This window comes from Streptomyces sp. CB02959 (genome assembly GCF_002803155.1).
Lineage (GTDB): Bacteria > Actinomycetota > Actinomycetes > Streptomycetales > Streptomycetaceae > Streptomyces.
Map to the genome: position 1 here is coordinate 179,502 of NZ_NNBP01000003.1, position 17,963 is coordinate 197,464.

At 72.9% G+C, this 17,963-nt stretch carries 18 protein-coding genes; 11 read left to right on the forward strand and 7 right to left on the reverse strand.

Going from position 1 to position 17,963, the window contains the following annotated elements:
- Window positions 1-67 precede the first annotated feature (67 nt).
- Window positions 68-3,163, forward strand: coding sequence for a tetratricopeptide repeat protein (locus CG747_RS50665; protein ID WP_100600667.1), 3,096 nt, complete (start codon window positions 68-70; stop codon window positions 3,161-3,163).
- Window positions 3,164-3,593: 430 nt separating this feature from the next.
- On the opposite strand, the gene CG747_RS06560 is transcribed toward CG747_RS50665, so the two are convergent.
- Window positions 3,594-4,199 (reverse strand): transglycosylase family protein, encoded by a 606-nt coding sequence (locus CG747_RS06560; RefSeq protein ID WP_100600668.1) that lies wholly within the window; start codon window positions 4,197-4,199, stop codon window positions 3,594-3,596.
- 359 nt (window positions 4,200-4,558) lie between these two features.
- On the opposite strand from CG747_RS06560, the gene CG747_RS06565 reads away from it, so the two are divergent.
- A complete protein-coding gene (locus tag CG747_RS06565) occupies window positions 4,559-4,738 on the forward strand; it encodes a DUF5708 family protein (protein ID WP_100600669.1) in 180 nt (59 codons plus the stop codon).
- Window positions 4,739-4,811: 73 nt separating this feature from the next.
- Here the strand turns inward: CG747_RS06565 and CG747_RS06570 are convergent, their stop codons facing one another.
- Window positions 4,812-6,059, reverse strand: a complete 1,248-nt coding sequence (locus CG747_RS06570) for a hypothetical protein (RefSeq protein WP_257980254.1) — start codon at window positions 6,057-6,059, stop codon at window positions 4,812-4,814.
- A 190-nt stretch (window positions 6,060-6,249) separates the two neighbouring features.
- Between CG747_RS06570 and CG747_RS06575 the strand changes: the two genes are divergently transcribed.
- Complete coding sequence (locus CG747_RS06575; protein ID WP_100600670.1) at window positions 6,250-7,527, forward strand: helix-turn-helix domain-containing protein; 1,278 nt, start codon at window positions 6,250-6,252, stop codon at window positions 7,525-7,527.
- An 890-nt stretch (window positions 7,528-8,417) separates the two neighbouring features.
- On the opposite strand, the gene CG747_RS06580 is transcribed toward CG747_RS06575, so the two are convergent.
- From CG747_RS06580 to CG747_RS06590, 3 genes are all read right to left on the reverse strand, one after another.
- Entirely contained in the window at window positions 8,418-8,924 is a 507-nt protein-coding gene (locus tag CG747_RS06580) for a DUF6344 domain-containing protein (protein ID WP_100600671.1), read from the reverse strand.
- Between the two features lie 325 nt (window positions 8,925-9,249).
- Window positions 9,250-9,687: a DUF5994 family protein gene (locus CG747_RS06585; protein WP_100600672.1), complete on the reverse strand. Its 438-nt coding sequence runs from the start codon at window positions 9,685-9,687 to the stop codon at window positions 9,250-9,252.
- 235 nt (window positions 9,688-9,922) lie between these two features.
- Window positions 9,923-10,150 (reverse strand): hypothetical protein, encoded by a 228-nt coding sequence (locus tag CG747_RS06590; RefSeq protein ID WP_257980255.1) that lies wholly within the window; start codon window positions 10,148-10,150, stop codon window positions 9,923-9,925.
- On the opposite strand from CG747_RS06590, the gene CG747_RS47080 reads away from it, so the two are divergent.
- Window positions 10,149-10,340: a hypothetical protein gene (locus CG747_RS47080; RefSeq protein WP_146022044.1), complete on the forward strand. Its 192-nt coding sequence runs from the start codon at window positions 10,149-10,151 to the stop codon at window positions 10,338-10,340. The two genes, CG747_RS06590 and CG747_RS47080, sit on opposite strands and share 2 nt — an antisense overlap.
- 74 nt (window positions 10,341-10,414) lie before the next feature.
- Window positions 10,415-10,870, forward strand: a complete 456-nt coding sequence (locus CG747_RS06595; RefSeq protein WP_100600674.1) for a tellurite resistance TerB family protein — start codon at window positions 10,415-10,417, stop codon at window positions 10,868-10,870.
- Window positions 10,871-10,972: 102 nt separating this feature from the next.
- Here CG747_RS06595 and CG747_RS06600 read toward each other — a convergent pair whose 3' ends face one another.
- Window positions 10,973-11,548 carry a TerD family protein gene (locus tag CG747_RS06600; protein WP_100600675.1) on the reverse strand — a complete coding sequence of 192 codons (576 nt, stop codon included), beginning with the start codon at window positions 11,546-11,548 and terminating at the stop codon, window positions 10,973-10,975.
- Window positions 11,549-11,767: 219 nt separating this feature from the next.
- Here CG747_RS06600 and CG747_RS06605 point away from each other — a divergent pair, with 219 nt between their 5' ends.
- The 4 genes from CG747_RS06605 (at window position 11,768) to CG747_RS06620 (ending at window position 15,246) form a co-directional block, all read left to right on the forward strand.
- A complete protein-coding gene (locus CG747_RS06605) occupies window positions 11,768-12,241 on the forward strand; it encodes a BlaI/MecI/CopY family transcriptional regulator (protein WP_100600676.1) in 474 nt (157 codons plus the stop codon).
- Between the two features lie 3 nt (window positions 12,242-12,244).
- The gene (locus tag CG747_RS06610) at window positions 12,245-13,210 is read left to right on the forward strand and encodes a M56 family metallopeptidase (protein ID WP_100600677.1); all 966 of its coding nucleotides are present in this window, start codon (window positions 12,245-12,247) and stop codon (window positions 13,208-13,210) included.
- Between the two features lie 200 nt (window positions 13,211-13,410).
- Window positions 13,411-13,605 (forward strand): hypothetical protein, encoded by a 195-nt coding sequence (locus CG747_RS06615; protein WP_100600678.1) that lies wholly within the window; start codon window positions 13,411-13,413, stop codon window positions 13,603-13,605.
- A 306-nt stretch (window positions 13,606-13,911) separates the two neighbouring features.
- A complete protein-coding gene (locus CG747_RS06620; protein ID WP_100600914.1) occupies window positions 13,912-15,246 on the forward strand; it encodes an LCP family protein in 1,335 nt (444 codons plus the stop codon).
- Between the two features lie 60 nt (window positions 15,247-15,306).
- Here CG747_RS06620 and CG747_RS06625 read toward each other — a convergent pair whose 3' ends face one another.
- Window positions 15,307-15,597, reverse strand: a complete 291-nt coding sequence (locus CG747_RS06625; protein ID WP_257980256.1) for a DUF1876 domain-containing protein — start codon at window positions 15,595-15,597, stop codon at window positions 15,307-15,309.
- A gap of 230 nt (window positions 15,598-15,827) precedes the next feature.
- Between CG747_RS06625 and CG747_RS06630 the strand changes: the two genes are divergently transcribed.
- Entirely contained in the window at window positions 15,828-16,565 is a 738-nt protein-coding gene (locus tag CG747_RS06630) for a DUF4097 family beta strand repeat-containing protein (protein ID WP_100600680.1), read from the forward strand.
- Between the two features lie 120 nt (window positions 16,566-16,685).
- A complete protein-coding gene (locus CG747_RS06635; RefSeq protein ID WP_100600681.1) occupies window positions 16,686-17,954 on the forward strand; it encodes an MFS transporter in 1,269 nt (422 codons plus the stop codon).
- Window positions 17,955-17,963: the final 9 nt, after the last annotated feature.

Genomic DNA, 17,963 nt, shown 5'->3' on the forward strand with positions numbered 1-17,963 from the left:
GGCACCGGTCACGCCATGCATGCCATCCTCGATAAAGCGGGGCAGGTACCGGCGAGAGGGGGCGCTGGTGGAGATCGAAATTCGGCTTTCCGGTTCGGTCGAGGTGCGGGCGGCCGGCCGGCGTCGCGATACCGGCCCCACCAAAACCCGTCTGGCGCTCGCCGCACTGGCCTGGGACGCGAGCCGCACCGTCAGCATGGACACGCTCGTCCACCGCATCTGGGACGACCATCCCCCGGCGAAGCCCCGGGACGCCCTCTACGTGCACGTCGCCCGCATCCGCAAGGCACTGGAGACCGACGGGCAGGCCGCGCCCGCGGTCCTCACCCGGGCCAACTCCTATGTCATGGACGTCGATCCGGACCGCGTCGACCTGCGCCGCTACGTCAGCCTGGTCGACCAGGCGCGCTCCTTGAAGGACAACAACAGCGCCGCGGAAGCACTCCACCTGCTCGGCCTCGCGGACGCGCTGTGGTGCGGCGAGCCCCTGGCCGGCATCTCCGCCTACTGGGCCGGCCAACTACGGTCCGCGGTCTGCGAGAAGAGCCTCGCCGCGGCGATGCTGCGGGCGGAGATCCTGCTCGAAGCCGGCCGGTTCGGGGAAGCCGTCCCCGTCCTGCTGCCCTTCGCCGAGGACCACCCGGCCGACGAGGGGCTCATCGAACGGATCGCCCTCGCCCTGCACGGCAGCGGACGCACCGCCGACGCGACCCGGCTGCTGCACCGGACCCAGCGGCGCATCGTGCACGACCTCGGCACCGACGCCAGCCCCCGGCTGGACCGGATCCAGCAGGGCATCCTCGCCTCGGCGCCGGTGGCCACGCTCCTCCCGGCCACCACGACGCCGGTCGCCGCCCCCCGCCCCGTCGACGTCCCGGACAACCTGCTGCGCGACGTCCCGTGGGTCGGCCGCCGCGCCGAAGTCCGGCGGCTCGGCGCGGCGCTCGCCGAGGCCGGCAGCGCCTCCGCGCCGGTCGTCACCCTCGAAGCGATCGGCGGGATGGGCGGGATCGGCAAGACCTCCCTGGCCGTGCACGTCGCCCATCAGATGCGCCACCGCTTTCCCGACGGCCGGCTCTATCTGCACCTGCGCGGCCACACACCCGACCAGCCACCGCTGAGCGTGGCGCAGGCGCTCACCACCCTGCTGCGCCTGCTGGACCCGGCGTCCGGCCCGCTACCCCAGGACGAGGCCGAACTGGCCGCACTCTGGCGGGGCGCGGTGCGCGACCGGCGCATGGTGGTGATCCTCGACGACGCCGCCGGTCCCGCGCAGGTCCGCCCCCTGCTCCCCGGAGCCTCCCCCACGGTGGTGATCGTCACCAGCCGGCGGCGCCTCACCGGCCTGCCCGGCGTCCGGCCGCTCTCGCTCGACGTCCTGCCGCGCGACGACGCGATCGCCCTGTTCGAAGACCGGCTGGGAGCACACGCCGCCCCCGACCGGGCGGACGTCGCGCACATCGTCCGGCTGTGCGGCTACGTGCCCCTGGCCATCGAACTCATGGCCAGCCGGCTGCTGTCCCGGCCGTCCTGGACCACCGCCGACCTGCTGCGCCTGATGAACAGCGGGCCCGACCGCCTCTTGGCGATCCGCGACCACGAGCAGCGGATGTCCACGGTCCTGGAGCTGTCGTACCGCACGCTGCCCCCGCTGGAACGGCTGGTCTTCCGGCGGATCGGGCTGCACACCGGCAGCGAGTTCGGCCTCCCCGCCGCGACCGCCCTGACCGGACTCCCGTTCGACGTCACGGAACGCGCAGTGGAGGAGCTCCACGCGTACCACCTGGTCTCCGAACCGTCCCCGCACCGCTTCCGGATGCACGACCTGGTGCGCGAGTACGCCCGCTCCCTGGTCGCCGACGAGCCCCCCGCCGCACTCGACGTCGACACCCCGGACGACTCCCGGCTGGCCGTGCGGCGCCTGACGGACCACTACCTCTGTGTCGCGGACCGGGCGGACCGGCTGGTCTTCCCGTTCCGGGCCCGGGTCGCGGTGGCCCCGGACGGCCCGGCGCCGCCCGCCGCGACCGGACCGCACCCGGCCACCGCGCACGGCGCCCAGCAGTGGTTCATCACCGAGGGCGCCAACCTGCTGGCCGCCCTGGAGCACGTACGCGCCCACGGCCCGGCCGACCGGCTGGCGTCGCTCGCCCACGTCCTCGCCGGGTTCATGGACGTGGAGGGGTACCTCGCGACGGCCGAACCGCTGCTGCGGCGCGCCGTCGCGCACTGGCAGGCGGCCGGCCACCGTGCGGCCCGGGCGTGCTCCCTCCTCGACCTCAGTACGGTGTGCGCGCACAGCGGGCAGTACGAGGAGGCCCACCGGACGGCACGGGAGGCCCTCGACCTGGCGCGCACGCTCCGGGATCCGGGGCTGGAAGGCGAATGCCTCCACCAGCTGACCATCCCCCTGTGGCACACCGGGCAATACGCCGCGGCACGCGACCTCCAGGAGCTTTCTCTCAATCTGCGACTGCAAACTTCGGACCAATTGCAGATCGCGAGGAGTTACAACCTCCTGGGCATCTCCTGCCTCTACTTGGGAGAGACGGAGAAATCTCTTCAGTGCTTCCTCCAGGCGCTCGCGGGTTTCTCGTCCGTCGGCGACCAGAGGGGCCGCTATCGCACACTGAACAATATCGCCGAATTACAGATGCGAAACGGCAACCACAAAGCGGCGGAGAACGCCTACCGAGAGGCCCTGGAAACCCACCGGGACCTGGGGAGCCGAGGAGACTTCGCCACGCTCCAGATCAACCTGGCGAGCGTCCTCACCACCACCGGCAAGGCCCCCGAGGCGCTCGACCTGTACGAGACCGCGCTGCCCACCCTCCGCAGCGTCGGCGACCAGCGCGGCGAGGCCATCGCGCTGAACGGCATCGGCAAAGCGCTGCAGGCGGCGGGCCGGAGCGAGGAGGCGATCCCCCGCCACGTGGCCGCCCTCGCCACCGCCCGGCGCATCGGCGCCACCGGCGAGGAGGCGGCCGTCCTGTACGACCTCAGCCGCGCCGAGCAGCGGATCGGCTGCCTCCGGCAGGCCGTCGTCCACCTGGAGGCCAGCCTCGCCATTTACCGGCGCATCGGCGCACGCGCGGAGGAATCCCGCACCCGGCAGGCCCTGACCCGGCTGCGGCACCGGCGGGAAATTCCCTCCGAGAGTTAGCCCAGCAAAAGCGACAGAAGCGAGCAACCCGCGCCTTTTGAACACCGCGACATCGCGTCATCAAGCTCTCTGACATATGCCAGAGGAAATTGTCACGGCCAGAAATTGCGTTAACCCCAAAGGCGAATCCGGGCCGACTCCAGCAATTTGCACCACCATGGTCATCCGCCCTATGTTCTCGGCCACAGGAATCCCGACAAGGGCCTCCTGCTTCCCCCTTTCCTGACGGCGGCCAGCCGGCGATCTCGCCTGCCCGCCCGCTCAGGCGACCGCACCAAGGAGACCGTGTACATGTCTCGTTTCGGCACAGTGGTGACCGCCCTCGCCGTCGTCGGCTTCGGCCTCGTCGTCGCGGACGACGTCTGCATGCCGTACCTCGCGCCGCACCGGCCGGTCCAGGCCGCCGCGGGCGCGTCCCCCGCGCTCCCCCTCACCGCAACCGCAGCCGCTGCCCCGGCACGATCTCGTCCGGCCCATGGGGGAGACGTTCTTTGTTGAGCGTGTAGAGGGTGCGGGTGCCGCCGGTGGTGTCCGCACGGCGGGCGATGGCCGAGAGGCAGTCGCCGTGGCGCACGGTGTAGGTGCCGTGCGGGGCCGCGGTGCGCCGCGGGGTGGCGCGGTGGGGCGCGGGACTACGGCGGGGCAGGGCCCGGTCGGAGGACGGGGCGCCCTGGTCGCCGCAGTTGGGCCAGGGGGCGAGGCCGCGGTCCTGGGCGATGCGCTCGCCGATCGCGATCTGCTCGGCGCGGCTGGCGAGGTCGGCGCGCGCCGCGTAGCGGCTGCCGCCGTAGGCGCGCCAGGTGGACGGGGCGATCTGGAGGCCGCCGTGGTAGCCGTTGCCGGTGTTGGTGTGCCAGTCGCCGCTGCTCTCGCAGGCGGCGATCTGGTCCCAGTCGGTGCCCGACGTCGGTGGCGGGGCGGCCGCCGCGGGGGCCGCGGTGCTGACCGCGGCCCCCAGCAGCAGAAGAAGGGGGACCAGGGCGCGCACGGTGGGCGGGATCGGTCCGGCGGTGCGTCCGGCGAGCGGCGACGACATGGCGGCACTTCCTCCTGCGTGCTCCAGCGGTGTCGCGGCGTCGTGCTCGTCGCGACTGAGGGGCAGGCACCAGGTAACCGGTCGACAGGGCGGGCGGCAGTTCCGGGTGAGCCAAGCGGAGGGATTTTCACCCGGGCGGTCGCCTGACGGAGGGGCACGCCGGGCCGCTTTGACGATCAACGCCTGCACGGTGGGGCGTTGCCGCCTTCGCCGGGCCGCAGGTAGGACGCGGCGTACAGAGAAAGTGCCAGCCGCCACCGGCGGAAGTGCCTACCTGCGGACGATCTCTGCGCCCGAACGGGGCGGGACGCTGGTGCGGTCAATCGACTCCGCACCAGCGACCGGGAACGAGGGAATTCATGAAGGGCATTGCGATCGGCGTCTTACTGGCGATCGTCGGCGTCATCCTGTGGCTCACCACCAAGGAAGTCCAGACACCGGTGGTCTCCCTTCACAAGGCCGGGATGGTGCTGGCGATCATCGGCGCCGCGGAGGCGCTGTTCGCCCTCCTGGGCATGGGGAAGAAGGCCAAGAAATAGCGCCGGGCGGCCGAGGGCGCCGTCGGCGATCAGGACGTCCCGGCACCAACCGGCGCCGCCCGCTCGCGCCGGTTCAGCGGGCGGCGTCGAAGGCGCGCACCACCTGCGGCAGGGCCTTGAGGACCGTCGTGGAGTGGTCGAACTGCCCGACGTCGGTGAGCTGCTGCTCGGCCCCGCGGTCCTTCAACTGGCGTTGGCAGTACAGGGAGTTCGCGAAGGCGACGTCCTTGTCGCCCTCGGCGTGGAACAGGTGCACCGGGACTTCGGGCCGCCAGTCGCAGGTGTTGTCCATCACCCGCAGTTTCCGCCGTAGTTTCCCCGTGGGGTGGCGCACCTCCTGGAGGAATTCCGCGGTGAACAGTTCCTTCGAGGTCGCGGGCAGCGCGGCCGCGATCTGCGGGGCCTGGTGGTTGCCGTCGAACAGCTTCTCCACCGACGTGTCATAAGGGGCGCGGAACGCCTGGGACGTCGAGTCGTACAGGCCGTACATCCGGTTCCACGCGGTGACGAAATAGGCGAGGTAGAGCGAGGACCGGACGACCTTGTCGTTCGCCGCGGCGGCCTCGAAGGCACTCAGATCGAACGGGCCGGAGATCGGGGCCAGGGCGCCCGGCCGGAAATACGGGTCGACGCCCTTCTGCAGCGCCCGCCCGACCAGCATCGCGGCAGGCCCGCCCTGGGAGAACCCGCTGACCAGCACGCGCCGGTCGAGGCTGCGACCGTCCCGGCGGGCGAAGGCCCGGGCCGCCCGCAGCGCGTCCACCGAGGCGGTGACGGTCGCCTCCGCGTGCCCGTACGGATGGATCCCGGGGCCCTTTCCCATACCGAGGTAGTCCGGTGCGGAGACCGCGCGGCCGGTCGAGGCGAACAGCAACGCCGTGGTCCGGTCGCGGGATGCGTCGTTCACCGAGGCCACCTCCCCCCGGTACACCTCCGTGCCGTGCAACCAGGAGACCACCCTGAGGTCGCGGTCGTCGTTCTTCGGCATCGCGACCAGCTCGCTGGCCGTGGTGGGCCTGCCCTCGGTGTCGACGGTGCGGTACACGATCCGGTGGGCCCGCACGCCGTAGCGGACCTGTGCCGTGTCGATACCGGCCTTCGCCAGGCGCGCCACGACCTCCTTCGCGCCGAGGTCCGCCACCGGTGTCGCGGAGACCACCGCACCGCGTGGCGCGGACTGCCGGGCCCCGGTCAGGGCGGTGGGCGGGGCGGTGCGCTGCCGGTCGCCGTCGCACCCGGTCGCCGCCAGTACGGTCACGGCGCACACGAGGGCGAGCGCACCGGGCTTGGCCGATCTCCTACGGAGCCGAAAAACGTTCATGCCGGGACTCTGCCGCCCCCGGCACGTTCGGCGCATTGGGACCAACACCCCTCCTCCCAGGGGGATTTCCCCACCCTTGAGTCTTTGGGCGGCCGGTGTTCCGGTGTCCACGGACCGCCCCGCGGCACGGGCCGATGAGTAGACTCACCGTCACCGTCCGTCTCCCCCGACTCAACTGCGAGCGATTTTCTTGACGATTGAGCAGCCCGCCTTCGGGAAACGAGTGCGGGAGATCCGGCGCGCTCAGGGTCTGTCCCAGGGGAACCTCGCGGGGACGGACCTCTCCCCCAGCTACGTCTCGCTGGTCGAGAACGGCCGGCGGATCCCCGGCGCCAAGATCGCCCGATCCCTCGCGGAGCGGCTGGGCACCACCGTCGAGGCACTCAGTACCACCGACCCTCCGGCCGAGCGCCGCGCCCAACAGCTGGGCCTGGTCGAACAGTTGGTGGCAGCCAGGGCCAGCCAGCTGGCCGGTGACTGGGCCGCGGCGCGCCGCCGGCTGGAGGCCGCGCTCGCGCAGGCCGACGGGACCGACCAGGACGCGGTCCGCTGGGAGGCGCGCTGGGAGCTGGCCACGGTCCTCGGCCGGCTCGACGCCCCCACCCGCCACGAGGCGGCGCTGCGCGAACTCCTCGACGATCCGATGACCCGCGCCGCGCCCGTGCTGCACGCCCGGGTCGCCGTCGAACTGGCCCAGCTGCTGCGGGCCGCCGGCCGGCTGCCCGACGCCGTCCGGTGCGCCGAGTCCGCCGTCCGCGCCACCGGCGAGCTGGCGCCCGGCCGCCCGGAGCGGACACAGGCCCACATGGCGCTGCTGTCCGCGTCCGTGGACAGCGGCGAGTGGAGCCGCGCCGACGCACTCGGGGCGCACCTGCGCGCCGAGGTCGCACCACTGCCCGCGGGCGAACTGCGGGCAAGTGCCCTGTGGGCGGCGGCCGGCGCGCAGTACCTGGCGGGCGACGCCGGTGGCGCGCTGGCACTCCTGGCCGAGGCCGAGGCGCTGATCGCGTCGGCGGACGGCGTACGGCAGCGGCTGCGGCTGGCCCGCGCCCGGGCCCTCCTGGCGCTCACCGCCGGACCGTCGACCGAGGCCGACGCCCTCCTGGAACGCTTCCGGCAGGCCGCCGCACTGGTGGACACCCCCTCGGCGCGGACCTGGCTGGCCGTCCTGGAGACGGTCGGCGCGCTGCGCCACGGCGATCCCGCGGCGGCGGTCGGCCATGCCGCCGCGATCGACCCCGACGTCGCCGGGCTGACCCCACTGGACCGGGCCCGCTGTCTGCTCCAGGTGGCCCGCGCGCACCGCGCCGGTCGGTGTACCGAGGACACCGAGGCGTTCTTCAAGGCGGCGGCCGCGGCATACGAGCAGGCCGGTGCCTTCCGGCTGGCCTTGGAGACCTGGCGCGAACTGAGCGCCGGCGCACGGGACACCGAGGGGCCGGACCCGCATGCGGTGATCCTGCCGTAGGGGCCGGGCGGCACCGAGCCGGCCGTCGCGCCGGGGCGCCCACATGCCAAAGGGCCGCCCGTCGTCGCTGGACGGCTACGGCCTGACGGGGTCGGCAAGGACGCGGAGGACGGCTCGCTCGCACCGGTCGACACGGACGCCTGGCATCCGGGGGCCGCTCTCGGCTGCGACGCCGCGGACGGCGTGAGGCACGTCGCGGGCCGTCGTCAGGCGGTGGATCGGCTGGGCTCAACGCTCTCCCCGAGAGCTGGAGCGCCGCGCCGAAACCTGCGGCCGGTCGGCCGAGGTGCCGGCCGTCCCCGGTCAACGCCGGTGCTGTGCACTGCACTTCGCCATCGCGGGCCCTGACGGCGAGGCTCCGCTCACCCGGCGCGGCGACCGATCCTCGGTCCCGCAAGATGAACGGCCTTCCGCCGTACGCCGTTTCACGTGAAACCACGCATGCCGGCACCTGTCTGCCGGTGCCATCGCCGGCCTCTCGTGTACGCCCTGCTGCCCGTCGACGTCGAACGCAACGTCACATCAAAGTCTTTGGGTACTGCTGTGGGTACTGCATCGGCTACCGCTGTGGTCACCGCTGTGCGATGTGCTGCGGGTGGTGCTGCTAGTGGTGCTGTGGGTGATGCCGTGAATGCTGCTTCTGCACCTGCCGTGAGTCCGGTGGTGAGCCCTGTGAGGGGAAGCGTGATGGGTCCTGGCGCTGCTCCGGATGTCGCTTCGGATGCGGCTTCGCATGCGGCTTCGTATGCGGCTTCGTATGCGGCTTCGGGTGGTGCTGCCGACCGATGGTGCCGGTCAGTGGTGTCGTCGGTGCTGTCGTGGGAACGGCCGCCGGGTGTCGTACCGGATCGCGGTACGTCGTGTTGCCGGCGCGCGGACGCGGTGTCGGCTCAGACGGCACGGACGGTGCTGTGCTCGCGGCGGCGGGCCGCCGGAATCGCCGGGGAGACGGGAGCTGCGCCGGAGTGCGCGGGGGCGCCGAACGGGCCGGAGGACAGCGGATGGGCGCCGGCGGTGCGACGGACGCGGGAGGTGGGGGAGGCCCCGTGCGCCTCGGCGTGGATGCGCTGCTTGATGGTCGGCGGCAGCGTCGGCAGCGGGACCTTGCGGCGGACCGAGCCGTTCTGGCCGTACCGGGGCGCGGTGCGCGCGGCAGGCACGAAGGGCTTGGCGGTGATCGTGGCAGGTGTCAACGCGTGCGGATCATGCTCGGGTTCGATGTCGTCGCCCCGCTCCGGAAGAGCCGTGCCCGGGGCCGCGCCGCCCAGGGTCCGCTCGTGGAGCACGGCCTCCCGGCGGGCCGCGGACGCGGCGGCGGAGACGCCCAGCGACGCGAGCAGCTTGCCCAGCACCGCCAGGCAGGCCGCCCAGAACTTCATGACCTTGGTCGCAGCCATGGTCCCTCGCTTTCGGTCGGGATCCCTGGGAGGGATCCGCGGAGTTCCTTCTGTTGCGTTTTCTTATGATGAGTACGCAATGGGAGGATTCACGGACCGACGCCCCCGGATCGGCGTTCTTCCGATGAACACCACTCGTCCGCAGTAGCCGCCCCCGGAAAACCGCAGGCCGCAGGGCGCTCGGGGCGCGGCGGAGGGCCCGGCTCGGGCCGGTGCGGGTGCGGTGGGGCGGGGCCGCCGGATGCGCGCACCGGATTCCCGGGGTATGCCGGTGATCGACGGCCGCGGTCCCGCACGAGCCGGCCGCGGCGCGACTGACCCGGCGTCAGGCCGGTGTCGGTACGCCGGTCCGCGCGGTCTCCGCGAGCATCCGGACCGCGGCGGGCTCGGGGGTCGCGGGCGGGAGGATCAGCAGGTCCCAGCGGGCGTGGCCGGCGGAGACCAGGCAGACGGTGTCCGGGCCGGGGCGGTTGGTGGTGCGGCGCAGCCGGACGACGTGGCCGGCGACGAGGATGCGGCCGGGCAGCGCGGGCCAGCCGGAGCCGTTCACGGTGGCGTGCGTGATCCGCGGCCAGTCGAAGGGCAACGCGGCCAGGAGTTCGGGAAGTTCGGCCAGCAGGTCGGTGGAGTGCGGCCACCACACGCCGTCGATCCGCCGGGTCACCTCGGCGTGCGGGGCGATGGCCAGCCGGGCGACGGGCGGCGGCGCGTGGTGCCGCGGGGGGCGGGGGTGCGGGGAGCGGCCCTCGGGGGCGGTGGTCATACGACGCTCCTGACGCGACGGACGGCGACCGCGGCGGCCGCGGGCGCCGGGGGCGGAAGGGGCCGGGCGGAGCCCGTCGTCTGGGGGTGGCGGCCGGGCGACGGGGGCGAGAGAGGCCGGGCGGAGCCCGCCGTCTGGGGGTGGTGGCCGGGCGACGGGGGCGAGAGAGGCCGGGCGGAGCCCGTCGTCGAGGGGTGGTGGCCGGGCGACGGGCGGGCGGAACCGGCGGCCGACGTCACCGGTCGTCGCCCGGCTCCCGGGAAGGCGGCGGGTCCGTCGTCGTGGGCGTCCCCGGGTCGGCGCCGTGCGCGCGCTTGTGCAGCCGGTGCTGGAACGACTCCTTCAGGTGCGCGTACCGGTGCGGGGTGGGGCGTCCGACCGTCTGGGCGTTGACCCTGATGAGGAAGAGCACGCCCATCGCGATCAGGGCCAGCAGCACAAGTACGGACAAGAAGGTCTGCATGGCGCTCACCCGCATACTCCGGGATGCCCTCTATATCGACATCCCGGACATCATCGAGAACTCTTCGCTTTCCGGTCGTTTCTCCACCGTACTCCGCGCACTGGCGGCATATCGCGCCAAAGTTGGCCATGACGACCGGGGGTGGCATCCGCGCACCTTCTACAGGGCTGTAGATTTTACTTACGCATGACCAAACACATGCGTGAAGCATGCCCAGGGCCCGCCCTCGGCATGCTCGCCGCACGACCAGCCGAGGAGATTCACATGGCGCTGTGGGACCGGATCAGAGAGTCCGCGCAGACGATGCAGACCCAGCTCGTCGCCAGGAAGAACGACCTCAAGAGCGGCGCCTTCCGCGACGCGAGCATGGCGATATGCGCGCTGGTGGCCGCCGCGGACGGGGTCGTCGACCCGTCGGAGCGGCAGCGGGTGGCGCAGCTGATCGCCACCAACGAGGTGCTGCAGAACTTCCCGGCGGAGGACCTCCGGCTCCGCTTCGAGGGCTGCCTGGACAAGCTCGCCGCCGACTTCGACTTCGGCAAGGTCGCGCTGATGCAGGAGATCGGGAAGGTGAAGAAGAAGCCGGTGGAGGCGCGGGCGGTGCTCCAGATCGGCATCGTCATCGGCGGCGCGGACGGCGACTTCGACCCGACCGAGCGCGCGGTGGTGCGCGAGGTGTGCTTCGCGCTGGGGATCTCCCCGGCCGAATTCGACCTCTGAGGACGGCCGGAGCGGGGGCCGGTGCGCCCCCGCTTCCCCGCCGTCCTCACAGGTCGCCCGGATCGCCCGGGCCGTGCGGGACGGCCGGGCCGGCCGGCCGCGTCAGACGTTGACGCCGTAGTCCGCCGCGATGCCCGCCAGCCCGGAGGCGTAGCCCTGGCCCACGGCGCGGAACTTCCACTCCGTGTTGTGCCGGTAGAGCTCGCCGAAGACCATCGCGGTCTCGGTCGAGGCGTCCTCGGTCAGGTCGTAGCGGGCCAGTTCGGCGCCGCCCTGCTGGTTGACGACGCGGATGTAGGCGTTGCGCACCTGGCCGAAGTTCTGGCCGCGGCCCTCGGCGTCGTGGATGGAGACCGGGAAGACGATCTTCGTGATCTCGGCCGGCACGCCGTCCAGCGCGACGTTGAGGGTCTCGTCGTCGCCCTCGCCCGCGCCGGTCAGGTTGTCGCCGGTGTGCTGCACCGAGCCGTCCGGGCTGGTGAGGTTGTTGTAGAAGACGAAGTGCCGGTCGGAGGCGACCTTTCCGCCGTCGGTGCAGAGCAGCGCGCTGGCGTCGAGGTCGTAGTCGACGCCGGTGGTCGTCCGCACGTCCCAGCCGAGGCCGACCGAGACGGCGGTCAGGCCGGGTGCTTCCTTCGACAGCGAGACGTTGCCGCCCTTGGCGAGCGAGACTCCCATGGCTTCCCTCCAGGTGGGGGCCGGTACCGGTTGCCGTGTCCGGTCCCCGGCGGTGAACTAGGACCTGCCGGAAAAACTACAGGACTGTAGAAGTAAGCGACGGGGGGCGGCGCCGGCGGGCGCAACCCTGTGGACGACCACGTGGGCCCGGCGGCGATCGCCGTAAAATGCCCCGACGTCCCAGCCCGCGGGACGCCCGGTGCGACGGGAGGCGACGGCATGGGCGGAACACCTTTCGGCAAGGCCCTCGGCGGCGACGGGCGGGAGCGAACCCGGCGCGGACAGGGCCAGTTGGAGGCGCAGGTGCTGGCCGCGCTGCACCACGCCCCCGGACCGGCCACCGCCGCCTGGGTGCAGGAGCGGCTCGGCGACGACCTCGCCTACACGACCGTGATGACGATCCTGTCCCGGCTGCACGCCAAGGGGGCGGTCACCCGCGAACGGTCCGGCCGGGCCTACGTATGGACCCCGGCGGCCGACGAGGCCGGGCTCGCCGCGCTGCGGATGCGCCGCGTCCTGGACGGCGAACCGGACCGGGACGCCGTGCTGACCAGCTTCGTCTCGGCCCTCTCGGCACACGACGAGGAGGTCCTGCGCAGTCTCCTGGCCCGCGCCGAGGACGACGGCGGAGCACCGGATCCGGCCCCGGGGAAGCGCCGCGAGGGCGGCTCGGACGAAGCGCGCGGAGGGTGACCGGTGGGCGTCTTCGTCTTCCTGCCGCTCGTCCTGCCGCTGACCGCCCTGCCGATCGCCCGGCTCGCGGAGCAGCACCTCCACCCCCGGGTCACCACCCGGCTGCTGACCCTGTTGGCCGTGGTCCTCGGCGTGTGCAGCACGCTCTGCCTGGGGCTGCTGGTGGTCGTCGGCACCGCCCAACTGCCCGGCAATCCCCTGCCGGACGGCTGGTCGGACCCGGAGGTGCGGGCCGCGGTGCCCCTCGCCGAGATGGCCGGCATCGCGGCGATCTTCGCGTTGACCGCCGCCCTGACGGTGTGCGGCGCCGCGCTGCGCCGGGACCACCGGATCCGGGAGCGGGCCCATCGCGCGCTGGACGTCCTGCCGGCCGGCACCGATCCCGCGGTGCTGCCGGACGACGATCCGTACGCCTACGCCGTGCCCGGTACCCCCGCGCGCCCGGGGCGGCCGGCCCGGGCCGGCCGGATCGCGGTGTCCCGGGGCATGTTGCGGAGCCTCGACGAGGACGAGCGGCGCGCCCTCTTCGCCCACGAACACGCGCATCTGCGCTGCCGCCACCACCGCTACCTGCTCGCCGTCCGGCTGGCCGGGTGCGTCAACCCGCTGCTGCTGCCGCTGCGTTCCGCGGTCGCCTTCAGCGCCGAGCGCTGGGCGGACGAGGAGGCGGCCCGGGCGGTCGGCGACCGGCGGCTGACCGCGCGGGCGGTGGGGAAGGCCGCGCTGATCTCGCGGCCCGCGCCGTACCCGGTCGCGGTGCAGTTCGCGTCGCCCGAACCGGGGCCGGTGCCGCGGCGGGTGGCGGCGCTGCTCGGACCGGTGCCGTCGACGCGCACCTGGCCCCCGGCGCTGACCCCGGCGGGACTGGCCGCGCTGGTCGCCGCGGCGGGCACGGCGGCCTCCGCACTCTCCGCGCTGAACGCGTCGGTAGCTCTGTTCCTCGTTCTGAAGGCAGCGACGCCGTGGTGAGTGCACACTGAACCCGGACTCTCCAGCACGCCACGCAACGGATGGTTTTTTGTGATCCGGAGCACACCAACCAACTTCTACAGCGCTGTAAAAGTTGCCGGTAGGGTTGCGCCTGACGTGCGCAACGGGCGCTGCCGGAGGGGGAGATGGCGACGAGGTGCGGACCCCTGACCTGGGACAGCCCGCCTCCAGAGGCGGAGGTGCGATGGGTCTATCAACCGGTCGAGGTCCAATATCCGGACGGTGCCTGGGAGTTGGGCCGGATCAGTGCCTGGTGGACGGACGGGGCGGGCGAGACGTGGTGCCTGCTGCGCACCGTGCCCGGCGGCAGCCGCCCGCAATGGCTCCGCTACGACCCGGAATCCGTAAGGCTGCTGCCCACCGAGGGCATCTGACCCACCGTTACGGCCCCCCGCACCGCGACCCCCGGCCGGCACCGCCGCCCGCCGCGGCCGCCGTGCCCTCCCACGCTTCCGCGTACCTCCCCACCAGGCAAGACGAGCTCCAGAAGGACCAGAAGGGCCATCGGCGTGCATGACAGGACGACGCACAGGCAGGCGGCCCGGCGGGGCAACGGGAACGACCGGGGGGCGGCGGACGACGGCGACCGTGCCGCGGAGGGCGGCGGCCGCGCCGAACGGCGGCGGACGGGCTCCGGGCGGCGGGCCGGCGGCGGCTCCCGCAAGTCCGGCAAGACCAAGATGACCCGGCGCGGCCGGGTCGTGGCCTGGACCGGCGGGGTGCTCGGGGTGCTGCTGCTCGGCACGGCCGGGGTCGGCGCGTGGGTGTACCAGCACCTCGACGGCAACATCCACGGCGCGGACGTGAACAGCGAACTGGGCGGCGACCGGCCGGTCAACCTCAGCCCCGGCTCCAAGAACATCCTGGTCGTCGGCTCCGACAGCCGGACGGGCACCGGCGGGAAGTACGGCAGCGGTCTGACCACCATGCAGTCGGACACCCTGATGGTGCTGCACATCTCCGCCGACCATAAGTGGGCCACCGCGGTGTCCTTCCCGCGCGACTCCTGGGTGCGGATCCCTTCGTGCGACAAGGGCGACGGTTCGCAGTCCTCCCCGCACCACTTCAAGATCAACGAGGCGTACACCCTCGGCGGACTCAGCGGCGACGTCAAGAAGGCGGCGGCCTGCAGCATCAAGACCGTCGAGAAGAACACCGGCCTGCGCATCGACCACTTCGTCTCGGTCGACTTCCAGGGCTTCAAGGGCATGGTCAACGCGCTGGGCGGCATCGAGGTCTGCCCCAAGCACGCCATCCACGACAAGAAGGCCCACCTCGACATGGAGGCCGGCTGCCAGAACGTCACCGACGAGAAGGCACTCGGCTACGTCCGCACCCGCTACAGCGTCGGCGACGGCTCCGACCTCGGCCGGATCGGCCGCCAGCAGGAGTTCATGAAGGCGCTCGCGGCCAAGGCGCAGTCCAAGCTCACCAGCCCGACCGACCTCTACGGCTTCCTGGACTCCGCCACCAAGTCCCTCACCACCGACCAGGACCTGGCCGGGCTCAAGCCGCTGTACGACCTCGCCTCCACGGTCAAGGACGTCCCCTCCGACCGCCTCACCTTCCTCACCGTCCCCACCTATCCGCGTGAGGCGGACATCCCCAGCGACAAGGCGAACGTGCTCTGGCAGTACCCGCAGGCCAGCGAGCTGTTCGGCGACCTCGCCCACGACCGGGAGGTCGGCGCCGCCGGGAAGAAGAAGTTCGCGGACGCCGAGAAGAACCCGGTGACCGCGCACTCGGTCCGGGTGCGGGTGCTCAACGGCACCGGGACCAAGGGCCTCGCCGCGGTCGCCGCCCAGCAGCTGCGCCAACTCGGCTTCACCGTCATCTTCACCGACAACGGCCCGAGCACCGAGAAGACCACCATCAGCTACCCGTCCGACCTCAAGACGCAGGCCGAGGTGCTCGCCGCACGGCTGCCCGGCACCAAGGCCACCGAATCGGCGCAGGCGACGCCGGGCGCGGTGACGATCACGGTCGGGCCGGACTTCTCGACGAAGGAGAGCTGAGACGCGCAACGCCCGGGCGGACGGCGACCGTTCCGCCCGGGCGCGGCCCCGCGCGGCCCGTCAGGCGTGCAGCCGCTCGACGGGGCGGGCGGTGTGCACCTCGATGTCGTGCGCGGCGCGGCTCAGCAGCTGATGGCTGAGGTCCGACAGCGCCCGCGCCGTCGCCAACTCGTCCCCGATGGCAGGGACGTTCTCGTCCGTCGGATTGCACCTGGCGGTTCCTTCGCCGATGAGCTGCCCGCCCTCCTTGCCGCGCAGCCGGGCCTCCGCCCGGACCTCGCTGCCGGACTCGACGATGCTGATCTCGGCGTGCCACGTCTTCGACTGCGTACGCTTACCCGTGCCGGTCACCGGAAGCCTCCTCATACCGCATGGGAACAGTCCCCACCCCTCAGCCTGGCACCGGCGCCCGGGAGCCGCACCCGGAGGCTGCCCCCCGCCGGGACCCGGGGGACAGCCCCATGGCCAGGCGGGTCGCGGCCTCCCTAAAGTCGTCGGCAGTGGGCCCGGCACGGGCCCGGACCACGGGGCGACGGGCCGCTGCCCGGAGCCGTGAACAGACCGGATTCCGGGGGGATTTCATGCACAGGCGCGTCCGCTTCACCGGGGCCGTGGCGTTGGCCGGGGCCGGGGCACTGGCCCTCGGCGCGTGCAACCTGGTGGTCGGCGAGACCTTCTCCGACGACGCCACGGTGGCGCAGAAGATCACGGCGGTGCGGGTGGACACCTCCGACGGCGACGTGACGGTGCACGGCGGCAAGGGCGGCAGCACGGTCGGCGTGCACCGCAAGGTCACCTACCGGGGCGACCGGCCGCAGGGGCCGACGCACCGGGTCGAGGGCGGCACCCTGGTGCTCGGCGGCTGCGGCGACCAGTGCTCGGTGACGTACACGGTCGACCTGCCCGGCACGGTCCCGGTGACCGGCGAGACCTCCAACGGCGCGCTCCACCTCTCCAAGGTGGCCGCGGTGAAGGTGACCACCAGCAACGGCGGGATCGACCTGGACGGGGTGTCCGGCGCGGTGGACGTCCGGAGCACCGACGGCGCGATCACCGGGAAGGGCCTGGCGGGCACCGGCATCAGGGCCGAGACCTCCAACGGCGGGATCTCGCTCACCGCGACGAAGCCGCAGGACGTACGGGCGAAGACGTCCAACGGCGCGGTCTCGGTCACCGTGCCGGACGACCGGTACCAGGTGTCCGCGGAGACCTCCAACGGCGCGAAGCGGATCGGCGTCCACAACGACCCCGCGGGGCGCTACCGGCTCGATCTGACCACCAGCAACGGGGAGATCCAGGCCGGAACGGCCGGCGGCTGAGCCCCTCCCGGCGGCCCCCCCGCCGGGAGGGAACCACCACGTCGGAAAGCCGCCGGACCACCTGGCCGGCGGCTGCTGGACTGAGGGCCTCGCAACGGGTCGCCCCTCAGGACGGACATCATGACGACCACCGGCAGCACCAGAACCACCCCCCGGAACCCGCACCGCACGACGGCCCCGCGGGACGCCGTGCCCGGGACGCCCCCGGCCCCGACGGGCCGTTCGCCGCTCAAGGGCCGGCTCGGCGTGCTCGCGGTGACCCTGGGCATCTTCACCATCGTCACCACCGAGATCCTGCCGATCGGTCTGCTGACCCGGATCGGGGCCGACTTCGGCGTCTCCGACGGCACCGCGGGGCTGATGATGACGCTACCCGGCTTCCTCGCCGCGTGCGCCGCGCCGACGGTGACCCTGGCCACCGCCCGGCTCGACCGGCGGCTGATGCTCTGCGCCCTGGTCGCCCTGCTGGCGCTGGCGAACCTCCTCGCCGCGGCCGCTCCGGCCTACTGGCTGGTACTGCTCTCCCGGGTCCTGGTCGGCATCGTCATCGGCGGGTTCTGGTCGATCGGGGTCGGGCTCGCCGAGCGGCTGGTACCGGCGGAGTCGGTCGGCCGGGCCACCGCGGTGATCTTCTCCGCGGTACCGCTGGGCTCGGTGTTCGGGGTGCCCGCCGGAACCTTCCTCGGCGATCTGGCCGGCTGGCGGACCGCCTGTGCCGCGGTCGGGGCGCTGGCGGTGGCGGTGCTGGTGCTGACCTCGCTGGTGATCCCGCCGTTGCCGGCGGTCCGCGCCACCAGCCCGACGCTGCTGCGCGGCATGCTGCGCGGGGTGCACACCCGGTTCGCGCTGCTGACGACGTTCCTGATCGTGCTGGCCCACTTCGGCGCGTACACCTATGTGACGCCGTTCCTGGAACGGACCACGCACCTCGCGACCGCCGGGACGATCACGCTGTTCCTGCTGGTCTACGGCGTCGCCGGGGTCGTGGGGAACTTCGCCGGCGGTGCCGTGGTGGCGCGGCGCCCGCGCACCGTCCTCGGGGTCGCGGCCGGGCTGCTGGCCCTGGCCACGCTGCTGCTGCCGGTCGTCGGCCGCGAGCCGTTCGGCGCGCTGGCGCTGCTGGTGGTCTGGGGTGTCGCGTACGGCGCGGTGCCGGTCGCCTCGCAGACCTGGTTCGCCAAGGCGGCACCCGGTGCGCCCGAGGCGGCCTCGGTGCTGTTCACCGCGTCGTTCCAGGCGACGCTGTCGCTCGGCGCGCTGACCGGCGGGATGCTGGTGGACCGGACGTCCCCCTCGGTGGTGATGGCGCTGGCCGGGGCGACCGCGGTCCTGGTGGCCCTGGCCGCGTGGCTGCACTACACCAAACGGCTTGCCTGGCCGGAGGGTTGAGGGAGCGGG